Origin of the sequence: Corynebacterium sp. HMSC074C03 (assembly GCF_001838285.1) — a bacterium.
GTDB lineage: Bacteria > Actinomycetota > Actinomycetes > Mycobacteriales > Mycobacteriaceae > Corynebacterium > Corynebacterium amycolatum.
Genome location: NZ_KV836234.1, coordinates 1 through 23,594, shown reverse-complemented (window position 1 = coordinate 23,594; position 23,594 = coordinate 1). Strand labels below are relative to the sequence as shown.

21 protein-coding genes are annotated in these 23,594 nt (G+C 58.8%); 11 read left to right on the top strand and 10 right to left on the bottom strand.

Translation table 11 applies throughout. The features are described 5' to 3' along the window. Positions 1 to 7 precede the first annotated feature (7 nt). On the top strand, positions 8 to 880 hold the full coding sequence (locus HMPREF2847_RS07360; RefSeq protein ID WP_070851992.1) for a TrmH family RNA methyltransferase: 873 nt from the start codon (positions 8 to 10) through the stop codon (positions 878 to 880). 3 nt (positions 881 to 883) lie between these two features. Here HMPREF2847_RS07360 and HMPREF2847_RS07355 read toward each other — a convergent pair whose 3' ends face one another. From HMPREF2847_RS07355 to serC, 3 genes are all read right to left on the bottom strand, one after another. Then, on the bottom strand, positions 884 to 1,789 hold the full coding sequence (locus tag HMPREF2847_RS07355; protein WP_070851991.1) for a DUF6928 family protein: 906 nt from the start codon (positions 1,787 to 1,789) through the stop codon (positions 884 to 886). 15 nt (positions 1,790 to 1,804) lie between these two features. Then, positions 1,805 to 2,932 carry a septation protein SepH gene (sepH, locus tag HMPREF2847_RS07350; protein WP_070851990.1) on the bottom strand — a complete coding sequence of 376 codons (1,128 nt, stop codon included), beginning with the start codon at positions 2,930 to 2,932 and terminating at the stop codon, positions 1,805 to 1,807. 200 nt (positions 2,933 to 3,132) lie between these two features. Next, on the bottom strand, positions 3,133 to 4,269 hold the full coding sequence (gene serC / locus HMPREF2847_RS07345; protein WP_070851989.1) for a phosphoserine transaminase: 1,137 nt from the start codon (positions 4,267 to 4,269) through the stop codon (positions 3,133 to 3,135). 713 nt (positions 4,270 to 4,982) lie between these two features. Between serC and HMPREF2847_RS07340 the strand changes: the two genes are divergently transcribed. Next, the gene (locus HMPREF2847_RS07340; protein ID WP_038626406.1) at positions 4,983 to 6,278 is read left to right on the top strand and encodes a citrate synthase; all 1,296 of its coding nucleotides are present in this window, start codon (positions 4,983 to 4,985) and stop codon (positions 6,276 to 6,278) included. Between the two features lie 215 nt (positions 6,279 to 6,493). Further along, the gene (locus HMPREF2847_RS07335) at positions 6,494 to 6,853 is read left to right on the top strand and encodes an FKBP-type peptidyl-prolyl cis-trans isomerase (protein WP_005511805.1); all 360 of its coding nucleotides are present in this window, start codon (positions 6,494 to 6,496) and stop codon (positions 6,851 to 6,853) included. 247 nt (positions 6,854 to 7,100) lie between these two features. Here HMPREF2847_RS07335 and HMPREF2847_RS07330 read toward each other — a convergent pair whose 3' ends face one another. Further along, positions 7,101 to 8,582, bottom strand: a complete 1,482-nt coding sequence (locus tag HMPREF2847_RS07330) for a carboxyl transferase domain-containing protein (RefSeq protein WP_070851988.1) — start codon at positions 8,580 to 8,582, stop codon at positions 7,101 to 7,103. Between the two features lie 108 nt (positions 8,583 to 8,690). On the opposite strand from HMPREF2847_RS07330, the gene HMPREF2847_RS07325 reads away from it, so the two are divergent. Further along, positions 8,691 to 9,677 carry a ribokinase gene (locus tag HMPREF2847_RS07325; protein ID WP_070851987.1) on the top strand — a complete coding sequence of 329 codons (987 nt, stop codon included), beginning with the start codon at positions 8,691 to 8,693 and terminating at the stop codon, positions 9,675 to 9,677. Between the two features lie 94 nt (positions 9,678 to 9,771). On the opposite strand, the gene HMPREF2847_RS07320 is transcribed toward HMPREF2847_RS07325, so the two are convergent. The 4 genes from HMPREF2847_RS07320 to HMPREF2847_RS07305 form a co-directional block, all read right to left on the bottom strand. Next, positions 9,772 to 11,046 (bottom strand): ABC transporter permease, encoded by a 1,275-nt coding sequence (locus HMPREF2847_RS07320; RefSeq protein ID WP_070851986.1) that lies wholly within the window; start codon positions 11,044 to 11,046, stop codon positions 9,772 to 9,774. Continuing rightward, positions 11,043 to 11,948, bottom strand: coding sequence for an ABC transporter ATP-binding protein (locus HMPREF2847_RS07315; RefSeq protein WP_070851985.1), 906 nt, complete (start codon positions 11,946 to 11,948; stop codon positions 11,043 to 11,045). Before HMPREF2847_RS07315 ends, HMPREF2847_RS07320 begins: the two co-directional genes overlap by 4 nt. Before the next feature lie 63 nt (positions 11,949 to 12,011). Further along, complete coding sequence (locus HMPREF2847_RS07310) at positions 12,012 to 12,581, bottom strand: hypothetical protein (protein ID WP_048758701.1); 570 nt, start codon at positions 12,579 to 12,581, stop codon at positions 12,012 to 12,014. 2 nt (positions 12,582 to 12,583) lie between these two features. Beyond that, positions 12,584 to 12,847: a helix-turn-helix transcriptional regulator gene (locus HMPREF2847_RS07305; RefSeq protein WP_038626393.1), complete on the bottom strand. Its 264-nt coding sequence runs from the start codon at positions 12,845 to 12,847 to the stop codon at positions 12,584 to 12,586. A 143-nt stretch (positions 12,848 to 12,990) separates the two neighbouring features. Between HMPREF2847_RS07305 and HMPREF2847_RS07300 the strand changes: the two genes are divergently transcribed. The 6 genes from HMPREF2847_RS07300 to gcvT all read left to right on the top strand — a co-directional run bounded on the left by HMPREF2847_RS07300 (position 12,991) and on the right by gcvT (position 20,875). Next, on the top strand, positions 12,991 to 13,857 hold the full coding sequence (locus HMPREF2847_RS07300; RefSeq protein ID WP_070851984.1) for an aldo/keto reductase: 867 nt from the start codon (positions 12,991 to 12,993) through the stop codon (positions 13,855 to 13,857). A gap of 61 nt (positions 13,858 to 13,918) precedes the next feature. After that, a complete protein-coding gene (locus HMPREF2847_RS07295) occupies positions 13,919 to 14,671 on the top strand; it encodes an enoyl-CoA hydratase (RefSeq protein WP_048758697.1) in 753 nt (250 codons plus the stop codon). A 41-nt stretch (positions 14,672 to 14,712) separates the two neighbouring features. Next, positions 14,713 to 17,166 (top strand): HAD-IC family P-type ATPase, encoded by a 2,454-nt coding sequence (locus HMPREF2847_RS07290; protein WP_070851983.1) that lies wholly within the window; start codon positions 14,713 to 14,715, stop codon positions 17,164 to 17,166. A gap of 226 nt (positions 17,167 to 17,392) precedes the next feature. Further along, on the top strand, positions 17,393 to 17,770 hold the full coding sequence (locus tag HMPREF2847_RS07285; protein ID WP_070851982.1) for a DUF485 domain-containing protein: 378 nt from the start codon (positions 17,393 to 17,395) through the stop codon (positions 17,768 to 17,770). A 3-nt stretch (positions 17,771 to 17,773) separates the two neighbouring features. Next, positions 17,774 to 19,426: a solute symporter family protein gene (locus HMPREF2847_RS07280; RefSeq protein ID WP_070851981.1), complete on the top strand. Its 1,653-nt coding sequence runs from the start codon at positions 17,774 to 17,776 to the stop codon at positions 19,424 to 19,426. Between the two features lie 276 nt (positions 19,427 to 19,702). Further along, positions 19,703 to 20,875 carry a glycine cleavage system aminomethyltransferase GcvT gene (gcvT, locus tag HMPREF2847_RS07275; RefSeq protein ID WP_016423296.1) on the top strand — a complete coding sequence of 391 codons (1,173 nt, stop codon included), beginning with the start codon at positions 19,703 to 19,705 and terminating at the stop codon, positions 20,873 to 20,875. 189 nt (positions 20,876 to 21,064) lie between these two features. Here gcvT and HMPREF2847_RS11285 read toward each other — a convergent pair whose 3' ends face one another. Beyond that, on the bottom strand, positions 21,065 to 21,700 hold the full coding sequence (locus tag HMPREF2847_RS11285; RefSeq protein WP_083327347.1) for a hypothetical protein: 636 nt from the start codon (positions 21,698 to 21,700) through the stop codon (positions 21,065 to 21,067). A gap of 282 nt (positions 21,701 to 21,982) precedes the next feature. Here HMPREF2847_RS11285 and HMPREF2847_RS07265 point away from each other — a divergent pair, with 282 nt between their 5' ends. Next, positions 21,983 to 22,552: an RDD family protein gene (locus HMPREF2847_RS07265; protein WP_070851979.1), complete on the top strand. Its 570-nt coding sequence runs from the start codon at positions 21,983 to 21,985 to the stop codon at positions 22,550 to 22,552. A 24-nt stretch (positions 22,553 to 22,576) separates the two neighbouring features. On the opposite strand, the gene HMPREF2847_RS07260 is transcribed toward HMPREF2847_RS07265, so the two are convergent. Continuing rightward, entirely contained in the window at positions 22,577 to 23,434 is an 858-nt protein-coding gene (locus tag HMPREF2847_RS07260) for a siderophore-interacting protein (RefSeq protein ID WP_070851978.1), read from the bottom strand. Positions 23,435 to 23,594: the final 160 nt, after the last annotated feature.

Sequence of the window (23,594 nt, the reverse complement as noted above, 5' to 3'; positions counted from 1 at the left end):
AGTTTCCATGAGTACCACCACATCCCTCGAACGCTTTGCGCCCATTGTCGTCGACGATCCCGCCGACAGCCGTCTCGATGACATCCGCAACCTCAACAAGTCCGATTCCCGCCCCGATCTGCCCGGTGGGAAGGGCCTGGTCATCGCCGAAGGCACGCTCATTGTGCCGCGGTTAGTGCGCTCACGCTTTCCGCTCCGCGCAGTCTTTGGTACTCGCCAGAAGCTCGCATTGCTTGCCGACGGACTGACCGCGAGCGAGGCCGATATTGCGGAAACTGTGCCCTGGTTTGAACTCGACCGCGAGGTTCTGGCCGCAGCGGTCGGATTTGATCTTCACCGTGGCCTGCTGGCCACCGCTGACCGCGCGCCGGAGCTTTCGGTGGACCAAGTTCTGAGTGGAGCAACCACCTTGGCTGTGATGGAGGGTGTTGGGGACCACGAGAACATCGGGGCTCTGTTCCGTAACGCGGCGGGCATGGGCGTGGATGGGGTTGTCTTCGGCGCGGCCTGCGCCGATCCGCTGTATCGCCGCAGCGTGCGTGTTTCCATGGGGCATGTGCTGACAGTCCCATTTGCGACTCTGCCCGGTACTACGACCACCTGGCAGCGAAGCCTGGACCAGCTCAAAGAGCAGGGCTTCCGCGTGGTGTCGATGACCCCTGCGGGCACGGTGGACCTGTGGGATGCCATGGACACGGACAAGGTCGCGATTCTCGTTGGTGCTGAGGGGCAGGGACTTACCGAGCACGCGATGGCAGCCACCGATGTGCGTGCCCGCATTCCCATGTCACCGGGAACTGACAGCCTGAATGTGGCTACTTCCGCAGCGATTGCGTTCTACGAGCGACTACGCGTTCAGTCGCAGCGCGCAGGGCAGTAGAAACTATTTCCCGAACTTGCCTCGCGCCCGCTGCCAGGTGCGGCCAGCGAATTTCTTGGCCTTAGCACCAAAGCGACTGAGCTCCTCCAGAAAGTCTCGGTTCGGCTCTGCGTTGTGAACTTCGTAGTCGTCGTAGGCGCGGTCAAGCTCTGCGCCAGACTCGGAGGAACCCGGCTCACTCATTAGCCCGCGCGGACTACGAGACGTCGAATACGAAGTTCCGGGAGCCGCACGACGGCCATCGACCGCAAAACCACTAACAGGGATATCTGTAGCGGGCGAATGCGGGTCGAATCCGAGCCAGTCGGTGATGACGGCGTCGGCAAGCTCTGCTGGAATGAACGGCAAACCGACCCCTTCGCGTGGGCGTGAAGCCGTACCTTCGGAAGCGTCGGGCATTGGGCGGTGCTTGCCCGCCCAGAAGCTGCCCTCTGTGGGGCAGGGAAGACCGATGTCTTCCAGTGTGCGGTAGCGAGTAGCGGAGAAAGCGCGCTTGAGCTCACCATCGTGCCAATGCGCAAAGGCACCGAAGCCCGTGGATTTATTCGACACACTCGCGTAGATGTCCGTGGCGGCAATCTCCTGGCGCAGACGAGGCGACAGCTTGGACAGCTGCGAGACATCGTCGAGAACCGTCTGCAGTACGGCAACGCCTTCAAAGCCGCCGATGTAGTATTCGCCGTCACCGGTTTCCGCCGAGCGGTTGAGCGGGAAATCACCAATCGGTGTTACCGGCAGCGTCGAATCATAGAGAGCTAGGAAACGACGCCCGAAACCGCGGTCATGCTGAACACCTGTCTCCAGGGTCGCAGCAGGGTCATTGGTGCTGATAAACCAAATCGTGACTACACCGCGGCGAATCGCGGAGAATTCGAAATCAGAAGCGTTGCCACTGGTCATGGAGCTCATTGTCGAGGCAAACTCCTACTTCTTCGGGCCGTTCGGACGTACGCCGAGAAGCACATCCTCCCACGACGGCATGACAGTCTTCTTCTTGCGCTTGGGCCGCTCCGCGTCCGGGTGCTGCAAGAACTCCGCCTCGTCAATATCGTCGTCGGCGGCGTCGCTTTGCGACGGAACGTCCTGCTCCCCGTGGCCTCGCTGCGGTTCCGCCGAAGACTGCCATGCGGCTGGCATCTCAGAGGTATCCGCGGTATCAGCAGCTCGATTGGCCTGCGGAGCCAAGTCTCGGTTGCGGCGGGCAAAGTCGGGGTCAATCAGCTCTGCTGCCAGCTCATTGCGAGCAATGGTGAGCGCGGAAAGTCCCTCCGCCTGGTAACTCCACTCGGCCACGTTGGTGGTGTGGCCCACATTCCAAGTAACCGTCACAATCCACTGTCCGCTCGGGTCGCGGTAGGCATCCCACGAGGCATCGGCGAGTTCCTGACCACGGGCGGCAAAAGCGGTGGCGAGAATCTCCCACAGGGACAACTTGGCCGGGCCATCAATGCGACGTGGCTTTGACTGCTTGCCGAGCTCCGCAATACGTGCGCGCTCCGCAAGCACCGGGTAGGCGAAGGACTCAATCTTGCGCGGCTGCATGCCGCTGTACTCAATGAGCTCCTCGACCGTCTGGCCGCTGCGAATGCGATCCTGAATCTCGCGGGGCGACAATACGACGCGGGGCTCTTCCAAAACTGGCTTCGGTGCCGTTGGGGTTTTCTTCGGCGCTGCGTCTGCCTCAGAGGTGTGGTCGGCTGTCTCGGTGCCGTCGGCAGAATCACCGCTTGCGGTGGCGGCTTCCGCTGTGCTGTCACCAGCGGAACTTTCGTCGGTAGAACCGCTCTCTGCGGTAGCACTCTCCCCAGAGCTGCCACTGGCGGCTGTGGCGGTGGCGCTGGATTCGTCGGCAAGCGATGCGGAATCTGCTGCGACTGGGGCCCCCGTAGCATCGGTGAGCTTGAAGTGCTCGACCAGGAAGGCGCGCAGGTTCTCGTCGAGAGGCAGCGTGAAGCGAAGTCCCTCCTGTCGTTCCTGCTCAGTGATATCGGCGGGAACGAGAGTCAGTGAATCGGTCACATCGCCGTCCAGAACGGGCTTCAGCTCCCTCATGCGAGAACCTCCTTGTTGGTCGACGTTATAAGTAATGCTCACTAATCATGGTAAACGACAAAACTCCCGCGTCACGGACAATCGGGGCAATGCCCTTGCGCGTGGCGCGGGAGTCAAGCGGCTGAGACCGGTAAATGGCGGCTGCTTTGTAACTAATTTGCTGTTACTTTGCAGCTGCTTTGCTGCTAGCTGCCTTGCTGCTACTTGGCGGCGTAGCCGTTGTCCAGAACCCAGTCGATAGCGCCAGTCAGGCGACGGATGTCCTCCGGGTCAATGGCCGGGAACATACCGATGCGCAGCTGGTTGCGGCCCAGCTTGCGGTACGGCTCGATGTCGAGGATGCCGTTGGCGCGCAGAACCTTGGCAATCTGCGCAGCATCGATGTTGTCTTCGAAGTCGATGGTGCCGACGACCAGCGAGCGCTTTGCGGCATCGGTGACGAACGGGGTTGCCTCCGCGCGGTTCTCAGCCCAGTTGTAGAGGTGAGATGAGGACTCGGTGGTGCGAGCGACCATGCCGTCGAGGCCGCCGTTGGTGTTCATCCACTTGACCTGATCAGCCAGCATCAGCAGGGTGCCGACAGCCGGGGTGTTGTAGGTCTGGTTCTTGCGGGAGTTATCAACGGCAGTCTGCAGGTTCAGGAAAGCCGGGATGAAGCGGTCGGAAGAATTGATCTTCTCAATACGCTCGATAGCGGCCGGGGACATCGCAGCCAACCAGATGCCGCCGTCGGAAGCGAAGCACTTCTGCGGGGAGAAGTAGTAGACGTCAGCCTGGGACATGTCGACCGGGAGGCCGCCCGCGCCGGAGGTGGCATCGATGGCGACGAGCTGGCCCTCGGAACCTGCCGGGCGGGTGACCGGAACCATGGTGCCGGTGGAGGTCTCGTTGTGAGCCCAACCAATGAGATCAACGCCCTCTTCACCAGCGACAACCTCTGGTGCGGAACCAGGCTCTGCTTCGATGATCTGCGGAGCATCGAGCCACGGAGCCATCTTGGAGGCCTTGGCAAACTTGGAGGAGAACTCACCGTAAGTCAGGTGAGCGGACTTCTTCTCGATGAGCCCAAAGGTGGCAGCATCCCAGAAAGCGGTTGCGCCGCCGAGGGACAGGACAATCTCGTAGCCTTCCGGAAGCTGGAAGAGCTCTGCCAGACCCTCGCGAACCTCGCCAACAACGTTCTTCACTGCCGGCTGACGGTGGGAAGTGCCCATGATAGAGGTACCGCCGTCAACGATTGCCTGAATCTGTGCCGGGCGAACCTTCGACGGACCGCAGCCAAAACGGCCGTCGCCGGGCTGGAACTCTTCAGGGAGAACTGGGAATTGATCGCTCATATGAGGCGCAACCTTTCAAAGTGAAGCTTGATATACAGCCGTTGTCTTCAAACTCTAGCGGTAATCGGGGGTACTTATAGCAAAAGGGTGGGGTTCAATTGCCCCCGCTTCCGTACTTTGCATATCGAAACAGGGTGGATTGGCGATTTTGCAAAGTTTGCGAAGGTATTTTTACAGCTTTGCTGGTGGTGGAAATTTATTGCCGTGGGGAGCTGGGTGGGGACTGTGGGGTGAATTATTTTGGATTTAGTCGATGTGATTTTGAGCGCTAGTCCGATGACTTTCGAGCTTTTGGAGACGCGGGCTGTTGAATGTGCTCCTAACCTCTTGGTTAGTAAATGAGCTGTGACAACGTAATAAACCTGGTTTTTCCATTTGCATTTCGAGGTGAAGAGGGGTCAAGATTGGGGGAGCCCAGCCTGCCCGAATGGGGTAGAGGGTGTTGCACTGCTCACACTCTTTGATATTGTGTGTTCTAATCCACTGCAGGTGTCGGTTCTTTATGATTACGGCACGGTCGATGTGAACTAAGCAAACTTTTTCACTCGGCAATATGCACTGGAATGCAAATGTCGCGCATAATTGAATCATTGGAAACAATGCGACCCCGAAGGGGTGACGTGGAGTTGGGAGGCAGTGCGCTGTTTTCCGCTGTGCTTGCTTCCCCCGCACTCTGGAGTCGTTAAGAAGAAATTTTCTGCGAAAGGGAAGTTGTGGCTACTAAAGACGGCAAGGCTGTACTCCACTACCCGGGCGGCGAGTTCGAGATGGACATCGTCAAGGCAACCGAGGGTAACGACGGTATTGCTCTGGGCAAGATGCTCCAGGAAACTGGACTGACCACCTTCGACCCGGGCTACACCGCCACCGGTTCTACCGAGTCCAAGATCACTTACATCGACGGCGGTAACGGCATCCTGCGCTACCGCGGCTACCCGATTGAGCAGCTGGCTGAGAAGGCCACCTTCAACGAGGTTTCCTACCTGTTGATTCACGGTCACCTCCCATCTGAGGAAGAGATCGCACAGTTCAACCACGACATTCGTCACCACACCCTGCTGGACGAGGACTTCCGTCGCGCATTCAGCATCTTCCCGCGTGGTGCACACCCGATGCAGACCCTGGCTTCTTCGGTCAACATTCTGGCTTCCTACTACCAGGACGAGCTGGATCCGCTGAACGAAGAGCAGCGTAACCTGGCTGCAGTTCGCCTGATGGCTAAGGTTCCGATGCTGGCTGCATACGCTTACCGCGCATCCAAGGGTGAGCCGTACATGTACCCGGACAATAACCTGAACGCTCGCGAGAACTTCCTGCGCATGATGTTCGGTTACCCGACCGCTGACTACGAGGTTGACCCGGTTGTGGTTGACGCTCTGGACAAGCTGCTCATCCTGCACGCTGACCACGAGCAGAACTGCTCCACCTCCACCGTCCGCATGGTCGCTTCCTCCGGCGCTTCCATGTTCGTCTCCATCGCTGCTGGTATCAACGCTCTGTCTGGCCCGCTGCACGGTGGTGCTAACCAGGCTGTTCTGGAGATGCTCGAGGACATCCAGCAGAACCACGGTGGCGACGCTACCGAGTTCATGAACCGCGTAAAGAACAAGGAGCCGGGCGTCCGCCTGATGGGCTTCGGTCACCGCGTCTACAAGTCCTACGACCCGCGTGCAGCTATCGCTAAGAAGACCGCTCACGACGTGCTCGAGCACCTCGGTGGCGACGAGCTGCTGGATCTGGCCATGAAGCTGGAAGAGATTGCACTGGCTGATGACTACTTCGTCTCCCGCAAGCTCTACCCGAACGTTGACTTCTACACCGGCCTGATTTACCGCGCCATGGGCTTCCCGACGGACTTCTTCACCGTCCTGTTTGCCATCGGCCGCCTCCCGGGCTGGATTGCTCAGTTCAACGAGCAGGTCACTGACCCGGCATCGAAGATCAACCGTCCTCGCCAGATTTACACCGGCGAGACCGAGCGTGACTTCGTTCCGCGCGACCAGCGCTAAGGTTTTTAGCGATTACCGCGTAGGGGTTCCTCGCAGGTAACTCAGCATAGAAAAGTCCAGCGTTGAAAACGCGAAAAGGCGCGTACTAGCCTTCGAAAGGTTGGTACGCGCCTTTTATTTTTCCTAGAATTTTAAGAAACCCCATTTGAGTTGGGCCCATTTAAGTTGGAATAATTGCCAGCTTTGATAAATGCCAACTGTGATAGGAGATTGTCTTGTCCAAGCCAGAACTCACTGCTAAGTCCGGTCCGGCTCCGACGGAACTCGTCATCAACGACCTCACTGTCGGTGACGGCAAGGAGGCCACCCCGGGTGCTCGCGTCGAGGTCCACTACGTGGGTGTTGACTACGAGACCGGTGAAGAGTTCGACTCTTCCTGGAACCGCGGCCAGTCCATCGAGTTCCCGCTGAACGGTCTGATTGCCGGTTGGCAGGAAGGCATTCCGGGCATGAAGGTCGGCGGTCGCCGCGAGCTGATTTGCCCGCCGGAGAAGGCTTACGGCCCGGCTGGTGCAGGACACTTCCTGTCTGGTAAGACCCTGGTCTTTGTCATCGACCTGTTGGACGTTAAGTAAAAGGCCACATGCTGGCTCTGTTGGCTGGCTGAGCTTCGCTTCGCGGTTCCTGTCCATTCCTCCGTCGTCGGTTTGCAGGATTTCCGGCGAAGAAAGTGTCTGCGTTTATGACACTTCAGGCGTGAAAAATTGCCCAAAAGTGTCATAAACCCAGTCACTTTCTTGCTTTTTGAGGTTGGGGTGGGGCTGAAGGCCCAAACCAGGCCCAAACCAGGCCCGAACCAGGCCCACACCAGCCCCCGGCCCCCTACTCACCCAGTGCGAAGCGACGGTAGTGGTCGAAACGTTGCTCACGGCCAACGCGAGCCGGGTTCTTCTCCAGTTCCCACAGGGCGTGCTCGATAGCGCTCAGAGCACGGCGGGGCAGTTCGGCCGGATCCGCAGGTTCGGCCACGATCTCGTCGATGACCCCGGTCTTCAGCATGGCCTCGGCGCCAACGCCCTGTTCCTCCATCATTTCTGGAGCATGTTCGGTGTCTCGGTAGATAATCGCCGAGGCACCCTCCGGCGGCAACGGAGACATCCACGCATCGTGCATTGCCAGCACGCGGTCAGAGGGCAGCATGGCCAGCGCGCCACCACCGCAGCCCTGGCCGAGAATGAGAGACACGGTCGGGACCTTCAAGTTCACCAGCGTGGTCAAGGTGCGGGCAATTTCGCCGGCCATGGCATTTTCCTCGGCATCTTTGGTCAACTCAGCGCCGGGGGTATCAATGACCGTGACCAGCGGAATGTTCAGGCTCTCCGCAATGCGCATCGCGCGGCGGGCAAAACGCAGCGAACCCGGCCCCATTGGGTGTGTGCCCAGTGGCGGCTGGTTATGGCGGTCCTGGGCGACCAAAATCACCGGCCGCTCACCAATCCGCGCTAGGCGAGCCCGGACCGACAGCGATTTGTGGCCATCGCCAGTGCCGGAGATTGGCACGGAGCAGTCGACAAGGGCATCGATAATATCGCCGCCACCTGGACGAGAAGTATCGCGGGTGCGCAGGATAGCTTCCCAGGTATCGCGACCATCAATGGCTGCTGCTGGCGGTGGGGTGGGTTCGCTGGGGTCTCCGTCGGCAAGCACGTCGATGGTGCGGCGGACAGCGCCGCGCAGACCTTCGAGCGGAATGATGCCGTCGATAATGCCTTGCTTGAACAGGTTCTCGGAGGTCTGAACGCCTTCGGGCATGGGTTCGCCGGTAGCGAGCTCGACGACGCGCGGGCCGAGGAAGCCGAGAAGCGCGCCGGGCTCTGCGAAAGTGAAGTGACCTGCCGACCCCCACGACGCCATGACACCGCCGGTGGTGGGATTGCGCAGGTACACCAGGAAGGGCAAGTGAGAATCCTTGTGGCGCGCCACTGCGGTGGTAATAGAGATCATGAGCGCGAACGCCGCGGTGCCCTCCTGCATGCGAGTGCCGCCCGAGGTTGGTGAGAGCAACAGCGGCAGCTGCTCCGCGGTCGCGCGCTCGATGCTGCGGATAATCCGGCGAGCGGTAGCGGTGCCGATAGAACCGCCGAGGAAGCCGAACTCAGAACAGATGACGGCGACGCGCTTGCCGCCGACGGTGCCTTCGCCGGTGATAACGGCCTCATCGAGACCTGTTTTATCAGAGGCGCGGGACAGTGTGCCGCGGTAGGCCTCGTCGATGTCGGCGTGCTCGGGCGCGCCGTCCCAGGATGTGAAACTTCCGTGGTCGAGGACGGTATCTATTACTTGTTGGGCGCTGATTCTAGCCATACCTCCACGGTAGTAAACAAGGGGTAAACCGGCTGAGTTGATGGTGGGCGGAAAGGGGTAGCGCTATTGTCGGAAAAAACATGTCCGCACTACCGAGGAGTCGAACCAATGCCGATTACTGAGCGCCTCACCGAGCTGGCTGAACAGAGGCCAAACGTATGTGTCGTCGGTTCCATCAACGCAGACCTGACTGTCACTGTGAAGCGCCTGCCGCATGGTGGTGAGACTATCGAGGGGAGTCCCTTGCGTATTTTGCCGGGCGGTAAGTCGGCGAATCAGGCGGCGACGGCTGGCAGGTTGGGCGCGGCCGTGGAACTGGTCGGCGCGGTTGGTTCGGATCCCAACGCACAGTTGCTGCGCGACGCGCTTACCGACGCTCACGTGGACATCTCCGCAGTTGAGACCGTCGACTCTGCCACTGGTACAGCCATGATTGTTGTTGATGATGCGGCGGAGAATTTCATTGTCATCTCCGCTGGCGCCAATGGTGAAGTCGATGCTGAGACGGTGCGCAGTCATGCGGACAAGATTCAGCGGGCGGGGTGCCTCGGTGTGTGTCTGGAGATTTGTGATGAGGCGGTCCTGGCCGCCGCGCAGATTGCCCACGATGCGGGTGTGCCGGTGGTGTTCAACCTGTCGCCGATTCGGGCGGTCAGTGAGGAGCTGCTCGAGCTGGTCGATGTCCTCATTGTCAACGAGCACGAACTCGCAGCCATCATCGGCTCCGAGCGCGCGGTCGCCGGTTGCGAGCACGGTCAGTGGGATGCGGTTGGGCGCGCGCTTGCCGACGAACACGGGATTTCTACGGCCATTGTCACACTTGGCGGGGAGGGGTCTGCGGTCCTGAGGACGTCGGAAGGCGAGGTGTCAGTCACACGCATTCCGGCGCTGCCCATCGAGGTCGTGGACACCACGGGCTGCGGTGATGCCTACATGGGCACGGTCCTCACCGCGTTGGCCGCGGGCGATGATGTGGTGACGGCAGCTCGTCTTGCGGCGGTGGTCTCGGCTCATGCGGCGACAGGCGTGGGGGCGCAGACCTCCTATGGCGAGACAGGAAAAATCGCGCAGTTTGCGACGGACCATGGTCTGTAAGGTGCGCTGAGCAAACTACGCGATTGACGAGTATTCGGTTTTAGGTGACTGTGGCCGAAGGGGCCACGCTCCTTTTTTGGGCAGGGCTGGGGGGTTAGCTCTTGGCTGTCAGGGCCTTCTTCCAGCTGACCGCGGCACCGGTGCGCAGGACATTGCGTGGGTAGATCCAGGCTGCGAGTGCGATGACTGCGGCTACTCCCACAACCATGATTAGCAGTGAGGCAACCAACTGGAGTGCGGAGAAGTTGCCAACGGCATACTGCAACGGAGCGGTGGTGATGGAAACCGGCGGAATCCACGAGGCAATCTGCATGACGGTAGAGTCCAGCTTGCTCCAGCCAAACAGCGGAACATACATCGTAATCAGCGAGAACACCAGTACCGGCATCTGTGCGCCCTGGAAATCTTCCATGCGGCTGACCAGTGATGCGGAGGCTGCATACAGCGCGGCGAAGAAGAAGTAACCGAGGATGAAGCACGGGACCAGCAGCCAGACTGCGGACCACGGGACATCGAAGCTCTCCGCCAATCCGGTAATCATGAGGGCAACTGCGGCGCTGGCGGTCAGCACGCTCATCATGATGATGCCGGCCAGACCGGCGCCGAGGATTTTGCCGGCCAACAGGTGCGCCGGGCGGACTGTCGAGAGAATGATCTCGATGACGCGGGAGGACTTCTCCTCGATGACGCTGGTGGCCACTGCGCCACCGAAGACGAGGATGGCGGTCATCATGACCATCACACCGATTAGCGTGATGAGCATCGCAGGCATCTTCTCGTCTTTTGCTTCATCCAGGGATTCCACCGACACGGCTGCGCTTTGAGTCTTGGAGAAAAACTCGCCGGGGTTGATTCCGTTTTCGCTGAGCAGCATGGCCTCATTCTGTTTCTGCAGCGACTCCTGCAGCATCGGAGCCAGCCAGGATGGAGCGTCGTCGGCAAGCAGTTTCCACGACCCTTCCCTGCCTTCTGCGGTGTCGGGGACGAGAGCGGCGTCGGCATCGCCGTCGGTAACGGCAGCGCGAGCGGCCTTGTCGTCTGCCGCGGACGTAATCTCCAACGGTGACAGCGATGCCGTGGCAAATGCGCCGGCTGCAGCGTCTGCGCTGTCGCTGCCGTTGGCGTCCTTCATTTCGGCGGTGGCGACGGCGAGAGAGTCCGCGAACGGCGCTTCTCCGACGACCGCGATCTTGACAGCGTCATTATCGGACTTGGAAGTCATGTAGTCGGCAACGAAGATACCGCCGACAGCCGCCACCGCCATGATGATGAGCGTGATCAGCGAGCTCTTCTTCAGTAGATGCTCGCGGAGTTCGCGGACGAAAACGGTCTTGACGGCCGTTGAGGCGTTGTAAGTGTTGGTGCTCATTGCTGTACGGCCTCCTGGTAGAGCTCAGTAAGTGGAATTTGCAGAGGTCCGAACGAACGGACCGTTCCCGCTGCCATTGCGCTGTGCAGCAGCTTCTGGTCGGTGTCGGCTGGGGCGTCGGAATCGAGGTGAACGACGGTGGAGCCGTGGGCATCGCGCTCCACGCTTGTTACGCCTTCGACAGAGGCCGCCCAATCCTGGGACGCACCATCGAGCTTGACGACGAAAGCCCGTGGGCCACGTGCGCGCAGCTCATCAACGGTGCCTTCCACGAGCATGCGGCCGTCGCGGATGATGCCGACGCGGTCACACATGCGCTCGACGAGGTCGAGCTGGTGAGAGGAAAACACGATTGGGGTGCCGCGGTCGGCGTACTCTTTGAGGACCGAGCTCATCACCTTGACCGCGACGGGGTCGAGGCCAGAGAAAGGCTCGTCGAGGACGAGTACCTCCGGGTCGTGGACGAGGGAGGCTGCCAGCTGCACGCGCTGCTGATTGCCGAGCGAGAGCGTGTCGACCTTGTCGTTGGCGCGCTCAGTGAGACCGAGGCGCTCCAACAAGTTGTCGGCGTTGGCCTCTGCGCGTTTGGTGGGCACACCGTGCAAGCGAGCAAAGTAAATCAGCTGCTTGCGAACCTCGGCCTTCGGGTAGAGACCACGTTCTTCTGGCATGTAGCCAATCGTGCGGCGCAGCGAGTCATTCATCGGGGTATTGCCGATGCGCACTTCGCCTTTATCGGTGGCCAGCACGCCGAGGGCAATGCGCATGGTGGTGGTCTTGCCGGCGCCGTTGGAGCCGACGAAACCGTAGATTTCTCCAGGGTTGACTTGGAAGCTCATGCCACGGAGAACCTGCAGGTCTCCGTAGGACTTCTCAAGCCCGTCGATTATGAGGCTATTCATGGTGATCCTTAGATTGAGGAGTGAAGGGCAGAGGGGAGGGGGAGCGTGAGATTTGGGCCCGGGCTAGTCGTCCCGCAGATTCCAGGCGTAGACGACGGTGGGCAGTGTGGAAATGAAAAGAAAGATGACGATGCCGAAGATTCCGAAGCTGTACGGAATGTAGTGTCCCCAGTCAGGCTGTGCGTTCAGAACATAGGTGCCCACCAGAACTAGAGCGAGGAAGGACACTAGGCCGAAGTAGAGGAAGCAGCGGTAAGTGAGTCCCCGCAGGTTCAAAATTTGTTCTTGCTGGTACTCGTCCAGTAGTGAGCTGGGCGCGCTGTCAACCATGTCGACTGTGATGTTGAGGCTGGTCCAGACAAAGATCATTATGAGAGAAGTTGCCGACCAGAGCAGAGAAGGCCAGCCCGGGGAAATATCGGTCAGGCTACCGAGAAGCGCGATGCCGCTCAGCAGCATCAGCACAAGGCACACCTCGAATGCGATGACCAGCTTCCGCCGCGCCGCCTGGTTGCGCCACTTAGTCAGCCAGCCTGACATCTGCTCGACGCGCTTTGTGTATTTTGCTTCGCGCCGGGCCTCTAGCTTCTCAAAAAAGCTCGGTGTTTCGCTTTCAGTCCGAATAGTTGGCATCGTCAGCTTTCCTTTCGGTAGAGGGCAGAGGACATTGGCTTGAATTCTTCGCGAGAGAACACTGCTTCCACGGGGAGATCGAACACTGCGCAAATACGGAATGCCAGATCCAAGCTGGGGTAGTGGTCACCTCGCTCCAACGCACCAATCGTTTGAGGATTGACCTCTACTTGTTTGGCGAGTTCTGCTCGACTGAGTCCGTGTTCTGCCCGCAGCACTGAAATTCTGTTGAATATCGGTTCTTTGGGTCTAATCTTTGGGGACATATTCCAAAGTGTTATATAAACACAACGCCCCGTCAACTGTTTGCAACAAAATGAATGGCAATCACTTTTTTAAATCGCAGGTCAGCGGGGCAGAAAAAATCTAAAAAATTTTCAGCCCGTACACTTCCGTACACTCGGTTGGCATGACCGCACCCAATCTGAAGTACGATGCAGCGACAACCGGAATTGCCAACGTGGAAATGGTCGATGGCAACGCCATCCCCATCCTGGGGTTCGGTACCTACAAGCTCGACGATGAGCAGGCGCGCGAATCCGTGCGCTACGCCCTGGAAGTCGGATACCGCCACATCGACACCGCATCGCTCTATAACAATGAGCGAGGAGTTGGGCAGGGTATTGCCGATGCGGTCGCTGCGAACGTCGTAAAGCGTGAAGATATCTTCGTGACCACGAAGGTCTGGAACGATGCGCAGGGGCCGGCGGCGACGCGCGAGTCCGTGCGAGCATCGCTGGAGCGGCTCGGCCTTGACTATGTTGACCTGGTGCTTGTGCACTGGCCGGTGGCGAAGCAAGGGACGTTTGGGCAGTGCTTCGACACGCTGCTCGAGCTCAAGCGCGAGGGGCTGATTCGCTCGGTTGGTGTGGCGAACTTCTACCCAGAGGTCCTCGACCAGCTCTCCGAGGTTCCGGTGGTCAATCAGATTGAGCTGCATCCGCAGTTCCCGCAGGATGAGCAGGTTGTAGATGATCGTCGCCGCGGCATCGTCACGCAGGCGTGGTCGCCGCTGGGACGTGCGAAGTACTTTGAAGGCTCGCCAATCGCTGAAATTGCAGAGCGTCTGGGTAAGACTCCTGCCCAAGTCGCTATCCGCTGGCATCTCCAGCGCGGCATCGTAGCTATCCCAAAGTCGGCCACGCAGTCGCGCATCGAGGAAAACTTCCAGGTCACCGACTTCGAACTCGCCGATGAGGACATGGAAACGATTGCATCGATGGCGCGTGCCGACGGCCGCCTGAGTGGTGACCCGCGGGTGTTTGGTAACGAATAAGCCAGTTTGGATTTGCTTATAGCTGTATCGCTATCGGCGTTGCGCGAGTAGCCTAAGGGCTATGACGAACCCAGCATCTGAAATCCGCGTCGAAGCCGACGGCGCGATTGTCACTATCACCATTGACCGAGATCACAAGCGCAACTCCCTGACGGCCGACGTGTGTCGTGACATCGCCGACGCGGTGGAAGCTGCCGCTGAGGTTCCCGAGCAGCGCGTTATCCTGCTGCGCGGCGAAGGTCGTGCCTTCTGTGCCGGTGCTGACCTGAGTGGCCAGCATCACGACGACTCCTTCCATGAGCAGCTACGTCGGATGCTGCGCACAATTGAGGCCAGCCGTCTGGTGGTCATCGCGGATGTGCAGGGGCCGGCCGTCGGCGCTGGTATGCAGCTGGCGATGGCGGCTGATTTGCGCGTCGTGGGTGAGCGCGGTTGGTTTATGATTCCGCCGGTCAAGCTTGGTATCGCTGTTGACGCCTGGACTATTCGCCGCGTACGCGTACTCGTCGGCGGTGCCCGTGCCCGCACTATTTTGTTGGCGGCCGAACGCATGGACCAGGAAGCCGCCCGCGGTTGCGGTCTGGCTTCCTACCTCGGTGGTCCGGACAAGGCGGAGGAGGTTGCACTTCGCATCGCAACTTACGCGCCACTGTCGCTGGCCTACCACAAGGCAGTACTCAATGATGATGAGACGCATAGCCCGTTGAAGGACTACCAGCAGGAGCTCTACGACACAGTTTGGGCTTCCGAGGATGCTGCGGAGGCCTCGAAGGCGCGAGCTGAAAAGCGCGAACCGAATTTCATTGGCAAATAGGTCGAATAGGTTCAGCAACTAGGCGAATACGGTAGGCGGTCATGGGTTCGTGGGAAACTCCCGACAGCGGTCTGACTCAACAACAGGTCCAACAACGCATTAAGTCGGGGCAGGTCAACGAGCTGCCACCAACATCCGGGCGCAGTGTGCGGGACATCATCCGCGCTAATGTGTTTACTCGGATTAACGGTATTCTCGCCGTTTTGTTCGCAGTTGTCCTCTATACCGGCTCAATCGTCAACGGTGCCTTTGGCCTGCTGATTATCGCTAACTCCATCGTCGGCATAGTCCAGGAGCTGCGCGCCAAATACACGCTGGACAAGCTCTCCATTGTCGGCCGTGCAAAGCCCATGGTCATTCGCGACGGGGAGCCGGCTCGCGAGATTGACCGCGAGTCCGTCGTCCTCGACGATCTCATCGAGGTCGGCCCCGGCGATCAAATCGTCGTTGACGGTATTCTCCGCTACGCCTCTGACGTGGCCGTCGATGAATCCTCTCTCACCGGTGAATCCGATGCCGTCGATAAGAGCGTTGGGGACATGGTCTACTCGGGTTCCTCGATCGTGGTGGGGTCGGCGCGATATCAGGCCACCAAAGTGGGCAAGGAGGCTTACGCCGCCAAGCTCGCAGCTGAGGCCAACAAGTTCACGCTGACTGATTCCCAGCTCTTCCGCGGCATCAACAAGATCCTGACCTACATTTCCTGGATTCTCATTCCCGTCGGCGCTCTGGCAATCTATACGCAGCTCTTTGTCGCCGGCGATGATCTCAATGATGCGCTGCTGGGGATGGTCGCCACCCTGGTGCCCATGGTCCCTGAGGGGCTTGTCCTCATGACCACCATCGCATTTGCCCTCGGCGTGGTGCGCTTGGGGCGACATCGAGTGCTGGTCAATGAGTTGCCCGCCATCGAAGGTCTCGCGCGTGTCGACACCGTGTGCGTCGACAAAACCGGCACACTCACCGAAAACGCGATGCAGCTGGTGGAAGTCGATATCGTATCGGGTGACGGTACTTCCCGCGATGAGCTCGACTCTGTGCTCATCAATCTTTGTAAGCTCGACGATCGCCCCAACGCAACGGCTCGCGCACTGCTCGATGGGCTTGCGGACGCAGGGGACGTCGTAAAGCATGAGCAAACCGAAACCCGCCCCTTCACTTCAGCGAATAAGTGGTCGGCGCTGACGTATCACGGCGGTGCGACGTGGGTTTTCGGCGCGCCCGATGTGCTTGTCGACGACTCCGTGGTCGGCATGCAGAAAGCTCGGCAGCTTATGGAGGAAGGGCTTCGTGTACTCCTGCTCGCGCGGACCACCGTTGGGGCAAATGACCTGCCCGGAGGTGCGCTGCGGAAGAGCGAGGCGGTGGAGTTGGAGCCGGTCGCACTTGTCGTGCTGGGGCAGAAGGTGCGTTCAGATGCGGCGGAGACGGTGGCCTACTTCTATGAAGAAGGTGTTGAGGTCAAGGTCATTTCTGGTGACAATGACCGCTCTGTGGGGGCTGTTGCACGTGAGCTGAAAATGGAGGGCGCTGACAATCCTGTCGATGCCTCTGAGCTTCCGGCGAGCCGCGATGAGAATAGCGAAGCCAAGCCCACCGAGATCCGCAACGAGTTTGCAGACATTGTGGAGTCGCGGCAGATCTTCGGCCGTGTCACGGCGGAGAACAAGCGCGATATGGTCCATGCGCTGCAGTCGCGCGGACATCATGTGGCGATGACCGGTGATGGCGTCAATGATGTGCTGGCACTGAAAGCGGCAAATCTGGGCGTGGCCATGGGGGATGGGGCGCCGGCAACACGTTCGGTTGCGCAGTTGGTGCTGTTGGATAATCGCTTCGCCGTGATGCCGATGATTGTGGCCGAGGGCCGTCGCGTCATTGGCAATATCGAGCGCGTGGCCAACCTCTTTTTGACGAAGACCATCTACTCGGTGGTATTGGCGCTGGCTGTGGGGCTGTGGGGGATGGATTACCCCTTCGAGCCAATCCACGTAACTATTACGGGCTGGTTCACGATTGGAATCCCGGCCTTCGTGCTGTCGTTGGCTCCTAACTGGGAGCGTGCGCGCGATGGTTTTGTGCGGCGCGTGTTGCGTCTAGCGATACCGGCCGGCATTACGGTAGGCCTGTTGACCTTCATGTTTTGGCTGTGGGCAAACCCGGGAGTCGACGCCAGCGATGTGGCACGAGGGGAGGCATCGACTGCGACACTCATCGTGCTGATCGTTTCAGCATTTTGGGTTTTGGTGGTCGTGGCTAGGCCATACACTTGGTGGAAGGTGTTGTTGCTGGCGGTGTCGGCAGGTGCGTACCTGTTCATCTTCTCGGTTCGATCAGTGGCTTCGGTGCTTAATCTGTACTGGGTGGGGCAGGAGCTGTTGATTCCCGCGCTGATTGTAGGCGCCATCGGTGCGGCCATTATCGAGGCGCTGTGGTGGTGGCGTCAGAGTAGGCCATTGCCGGAAGAAGTGGAGAATACGAGCACAACAGCGTAAATGGGGGTAGTAAAAGGTCTCCTCAAGTATGCAGGTAATGGCGTTTTTGGGGGTGCCTTAAGGCTCGCTGAGAAGTAGTTAGTCGCATTTAACTTCTTTGCTAACTGTGTTCCAGGTAACTTTGTTTCAACACCTAATGAAAAGTGTGGTGCATGGCACACCAGTAGGGTGGCTGTGCTGAACCTCATTACGAACACCTGCATAACTTCCTGGAAAGGATTAGCCCGTGTCCGCAACTCCCATGCCGGCAGGCCGGCATAAGCCACAGGCGGCTGAGTACCGCTACGTGCAAAACTCAGCGCAGTTCCAAGAGCTCCGCTCTACATTCCGTTCATTCGCCATCCCGATGACCGTTGCAGGTCTGGTGTGGTACATCGCATTCGTTCTGTTTGCGACGTTTGCGCCGGGCCTCATGGCAACTCCCGTACTGGGCAGCATCAACCTGGGTATCGTCCTTGGCCTGCTCCAGTTCGTGACCACCTTCGCCATCACCTGGGTTTACATCAGCTTCGCCAACAAGAAGCTCGAGCCGATGCAGGCAGAGCTGCGCGAGGCAATGGAAAGTGGCGAAATCGCTGAAATTGTTGCAAAGAAGGAGGCATAAGACATGCTGACCAGTTTCTTTGCCGCAGATGACACTGCAGCAGCAGGTAACCCGATTCTCAACATCGCGGTCTTCGTCGCCTTCATTGTTGCGACCATGTTCATCGTTACTCGTGTGGGTAAGGGCGGAAATAAGGGAGCATCTGACTTCTACACCGGTGGTGCACAGTTCTCCGGTACCCAAAACGGTCTCGCCATTGCAGGTGACTACCTCTCGGCTGCGTCCTTCCTGGGTATCGTCGGCGCCATCGCGCTGACTGGTTACGATGGATTCCTGTACTCCATCGGCTTCTTCGTCGCTTGGCTCGTCGCACTGCTGCTGGTTGCAGAGCCGCTGCGAAACGTCGGTAAGTTCACCATGGCCGATGTGCTGTCATTCCGTCTTAAGCAGCGTCCGGTCCGTACCGCAGCTGCTATCTCCACTCTCGCAGTGACCCTGTTCTACCTCATCGCGCAGATGGCCGGTGCGGGTTCCCTGGTCGCCGTGCTGCTCAACATTCACGACTCCACTCAGCAGTCCATCGTTGTCGCAGTCGTTGGCATCATCATGGTTGCCTACGTTCTCATCGGTGGCATGAAGGGCACCACTTACGTGCAGATGATTAAGGCCGTCCTGCTGGTCGGTGCTGTCATCATCATGACCCTGATCATTCTGGTGGGTGTTAAGGGCAACTTCTCCCAGCTACTGCAGGACGCAGTGGACATGCACGCGAGCTCCGACTCCATCGCCGAAAAGGGCTACGAAGCCTCCGCCATTCTTGAGCCGGGTCTGAAGTACGGTGGCTCCTTCGTTCAGCAGCTCGACTTCATCTCTCTGGGCCTGGCGCTGGTGCTCGGTGTCGCTGGTCTGCCACACGTGCTCATGCGCTTCTACACGGTGCCGACCGCAAAGGAAGCTCGTAAGTCCGTGACTTGGGCAATCATCCTCATCGGTGGTTTCTACCTGCTGACCCTGGTGCTCGGCTACGGTGCAGCTGCACTCGTTGGTCCGGACCGCATCATGGCCGCGCCGGGCGGAGCCAACGCTGCCGCTCCGCTGCTGGCCTTCGAAATCGGTGGCTCCATCTTCATGGCAGTGGTCTCCGCAGTGGCGTTCGCTACCGTGCTAGCAGTGGTCGCTGGTCTGGCAATTACCGCTTCCGCTTCTGTTGGTCAGGACCTCTACCAGGCCGTGATCCGCAAGGGACAGGCAACGGAAGCCGAGCAGGTTCGCGTCTCCCGCATCACCGTTATCGTGCTGGGTGTTGTCGCCATTATCCTCGGCATCCTGGCCATGGGGCAGAACGTCGCCTTCCTGGTGTCACTGGCCTTCGCAGTGGCCGCATCCGCAAACGTTCCGACCATCCTGATGTCCCTATTCTGGAAGCGCTTCAACACCGCAGGCGCAGTTGCCTCCATGTACACCGGTGTCATCGCCTCGCTGGTTCTGATTATCTTCTCCCCGGCAGTTTCCGGTGCTGAGTCCTCGATGATTCCGTCCGTTGACTTCTCCTGGTTCCCGCTGACCTCGCCGGGTCTGCTCGCAATCCCGCTGGCGTTCCTGGCTGGCATCATCGCCACCTACATGGGCAAGCCGGATAACTTCGATGACCTGGCAGCTGAGATGGAAGTTCGCTCCCTGACCGGTGTTGGCACCGAGGCTGCGGTTGATCACTAATAACCACTGAGTCCTTGGCTGGCAACGCTGCCCGAACAGCTCAGCCAATCTCAATTAACTGAATAGACAAATGCAAAGGCCCCGTTATCGTCACTGGTAGCGGGGCCTTTGTGGTGGGCGCGGGGTCGTCAAGCATGTGCGAATCAGTGCATGATAGTTAATGGACGAGCCTCTTGCCCTGGCTCCGCAGGGGCTCGCGGAAGCGAGCTCGGAGTCTTAGATATAAGGTGGGAAAGTAACAATCTGGTTTGCCCCACCGCAATAATTGGAGTGTGTATGACTGACAATTCTGGCGCTTCTGAGAACAACAATTCTTTCCGTAGCGCCCTGCATGATGAGCACGTAAGCCTTGGCGCAGAAATGCGCAATGTTGGTGGCTACGAAGTGCCGTTCCGCTACTCTTCGGAAATTGCAGAGCACAACGCAGTGCGTGAGGCCGTTGGTGTTTTCGACCTGTCGCTGATGGGTATTATCCGCGTCACTGGTGAGGATGCGGCGGCGTTTCTTGCACACTCCCTGATCTCGGCAATCAAGCCGCTGGCGTTGGGCCGTGCCAAGTACACCATGATTGTGCAGGAAGACGGCGGCATTATTGATGACCTCATCATTTACCGTCTCGGTAGTCACGAATTCATGCTGGTGCAGAATGCCGCAGCCGCTGAAGATGTGTACTCGACGCTGCGCGAGCGCGTTGGTGGCTACAACGTCGAGGTTGAGCGCATGAATGATAAGAATGTGCTCCTGGCCATTCAGGGGCCGAAGGCTGCGAAGCTTCTGCGTCGTCTACTGCCGCAGGATCTGCACGCGACTCTCGACGGCATGAACTACTACTCTTGCACCTTGCTCGAGGTCGCAGGTGTGGAAATGATTGTTGCCCGAACCGGCTACACTGGTGAGGACGGCTTCGAGATCTTCCCGCCGGCTGACCGCGCCGTCGAGGTTTGGCGTGCAATTATTGCAGCAGGCGGCAAGGTGGAAAACCCGGAGGATCCGGCTGACAACGGCGCTGACCTTGGCCTGCTGCCGTGTGGTCTGGCCTGCCGCGACACCCTGCGTCTTGAGGCCGGTATGCCTCTTTACGGCTACGAGCTGACTCGAGACCGTACTCCGCTGGAGGCCGGCCTGAAGTCCATTATGGGGCCGACCAAGGGGCAGTTTATTGGTCGCAATGCACTGATTAATCGTCCGCAGTCGAAGGAGCTGCTCGTTGGTCTGCGTTTCTCCGGTGATGAAGCTCCGAAGCGTGGCACCAAGCTCATTGATGCGGAAGGTAACGAGGTTGGTGTGCTGACTTCCGCCAAGGTGTCGCCGACTTTGGGTCACCCCATCGGTTTTGCATATGTTCAGCGTTGGCAGTCCTCCACTGGCACTGAGCTGACCGTCGAAGGCGCCGACATTACCGCCACCGTCGTGCCGACGCCGTTCTACAACCGCCGTCACCGCAAGTAGGGGAGCCCGCGTGTTCGGCCGCGTTGCGGCGAGCCGAAGTTTCGTTCACTCGCGCCACTGCCTGAGTGATTCTGCAATCACAAGAATCCGCTGCAGTATTGTTGCAGCGGATTTTGGTGTTTTAGGGCGAGTTAGCGCACCTCACCTAACGGAGTCCCGAGCCGACGAACCTCGCTGTCCGAGACGAACCTAGCGAAATAGCCCTGACAACCCTTGATTGTCTTCACTTGGATGCTTTTCTTCCTTCGATTCCGATTCCGTCGGCTCGCCGGAGGTAGTCGGAGTCGTTGAAGTAGTGGGCGGCGTGGAAGGATTAGAGTTGGTCGAGCTTTCCGTCTCACTTGTCTCCGTTGTGCTCTCGCTCGGAGTCGTCGGCTCAGGTTCCTGAGGCTGTGGCTCAGAGGTCGTCGGAGTAGTGGAGATCCACATTTGCTGCGAAGTCGGGTTCGCGGGGGTTTGCTGCAGCACCGTCCACACTTCCTGCTCGCCGACTTGTGCGCATTCAAGATTCTGGCCGTTGGCGCTCATTCGTATTTCGCCGGTCTGGTTCGGGCACAGCTGCCCGATGCGCGGCGTACCGCCTTCTCGAACCTTTGGTCCCGTCGTCGTCGGCGAGCTTGACGACGACGCCGTGGTAAGCGAGCTTGACGACGAGGTTTGCGTAGCGGCAACCTCCTCGCCTTCGTTGTTGGCGCAGCTGGTGGCCGCGGCTGCGAAGGTGAGGAAGCAGCAGGCCAGCGCCAGGTGCCGGCGGTGATTGCGCCGGCTAGTAGTGAGTTGAGGGTGCTGTACGGCTGACAGCTGAGTTCGCGTATTCACATCCATCTCACTTTCTGGGCTTCTCGGGCCTGCGTTGCGTGGTTTAATTCTCGGCTTTCTGGGGCGGCGTCTCCTGAAAAACCACTGGGGGCGCCAGCTGTAGGTTTACTTGCCGAGTTACTGGCATGGAAGGAGCTGGCATCCAATAGATAGGTTGATTCAACCGGCAACTATACAGTCGACTTTTCGATTTGCATACTAGATGCTTCTAACCGTGGCAGAGCGGGTGCGGCCAGAATCGAGAATTCGTCTGCGAAGCTATAAGTGATTTTTGATAGCATGTGCCCGATGAAACAGCGCATCTCGAATCGATTCTCCGTAAAGAGTAATGCGGATCTGTTCGCTCGGCGCAGTGGTGCGTGGATGCTGGATTCGTTCCTTGTAGGAATCTTTGTTGCCATCATTGTGGCACTTGGCAAACTTGCGTGGGAAGCAGCCACGGCGAGCTGGGCGCTGCCGAGCCCGCCAGAGTTCAGAATTTTGTATGGTGCCATTTTCCCAGTTGTCTTTTTCATTGTGCGCGTGGTTGCAGAGGCACGCGGTGAACAGACGTTTGGGAAAAGCTCATTTTTGCTACACGTTGAGCCAGCGTGGAAAGTAGACTCTGGGGCGACTCCGTTCGAAGCCGCTCAGCCAGAGGGAACATCGGAGCTCGAGTCAGGAGACGATTCTTGGCGCGGAGGTTGGCAGGCGGCGATACGTAATTGCTACCTATTGTTGATGATTTTCTTGCTTACGGATTTGGAGCCAATCGTTAGACTGTTTTTTGGTGTCCTGATGATTTGGGTTGCTGTTTGCCGCTGGCACCCATTCGACTGGTTGGCAGGAAAACGCGTCGTTGTTGAAAAAAGGGCGTAGCGAGCGCTAGCGTTCGAGCAAGCGTCAGGCCCTGGCTTTTTCCTCTTCGGCCTCAACCTCAGCGTTGAATTCTCGTTTAGAGGACTGCCACTGGTCTTCAGTCATGCCGATACGCCAATAGCCAGAGATTGAAACGTCCTTCTTCGGGACCTCAGATTCAACGAAGAGGAAGCGACGCAGTTCCTTAATCATCTCGGCGACACCGTGGATGAACCAGCTAGTTTTCTTACCCTCTGGAATACCCGCCTCGCGCACCGTGCGGGATAGCTCTGTGCCGTGGGTTGCGCCGTTGCGGAGAACCCAATGGATTTCCACGCCTTTTCGGGTTGGGAGCTCAAACTTGCGATCTTTGGCTTCGACTTCGATGTATGCGGTTGCAGTTGTGCCTTCTGGGAGGTGCTTCAAGCTGGCGCCGATGGCTGGTGCTGCGGATTCATCGCCGGCGAGTACAAAGTGTTCATATTCTGCCGTAGGCCCCCACGCGCCACCTGGCCCTAAGAAGCCAAGCTTGTCTCCGACTTCAGCTACGCGTGCCCAAGGCCCAGCCAGGCCGGAATCGCCGTGGGTGACGAAGTCGACATCGAAGTCGCCCGTTTCGGAGTCCATATTAATCAGAGTGTAGGTGCGGGTGATTGGCAGTTTATCTCGCGGTTGTTCGGCGCGAATTTGCGCAATATCGAACGGCCAGGAGTAATCAGCTTCCTTTGGCACAAACAGTAACTTGATGTAATGGTCGGTAAACTCCAGCTCCTTGCCCACAAATGCAGGCGAGTTCATGCTCAAACGAACAAGGTCTGGAGAGATCTGGCGACGTCCAATAACTGTTGCCTCGTGTGCCTTACGGGGCTTACGCTTCGGTGCTGCTTTAGCTAGGTCAGCCATAGTTGTCACTGTCCTTCAACAAGTTTTTGGGCTGTTATGTACTGCCGGAAGTCTACACGCCATACGATTAGGTAAGCCTAACACAAGTGTTGCTGGAAACTGTTGGGTGATGCGTTCTCAGGAGAGGGGGGGTGTCCCTATGTTTTTGTCAAGTGTCAGG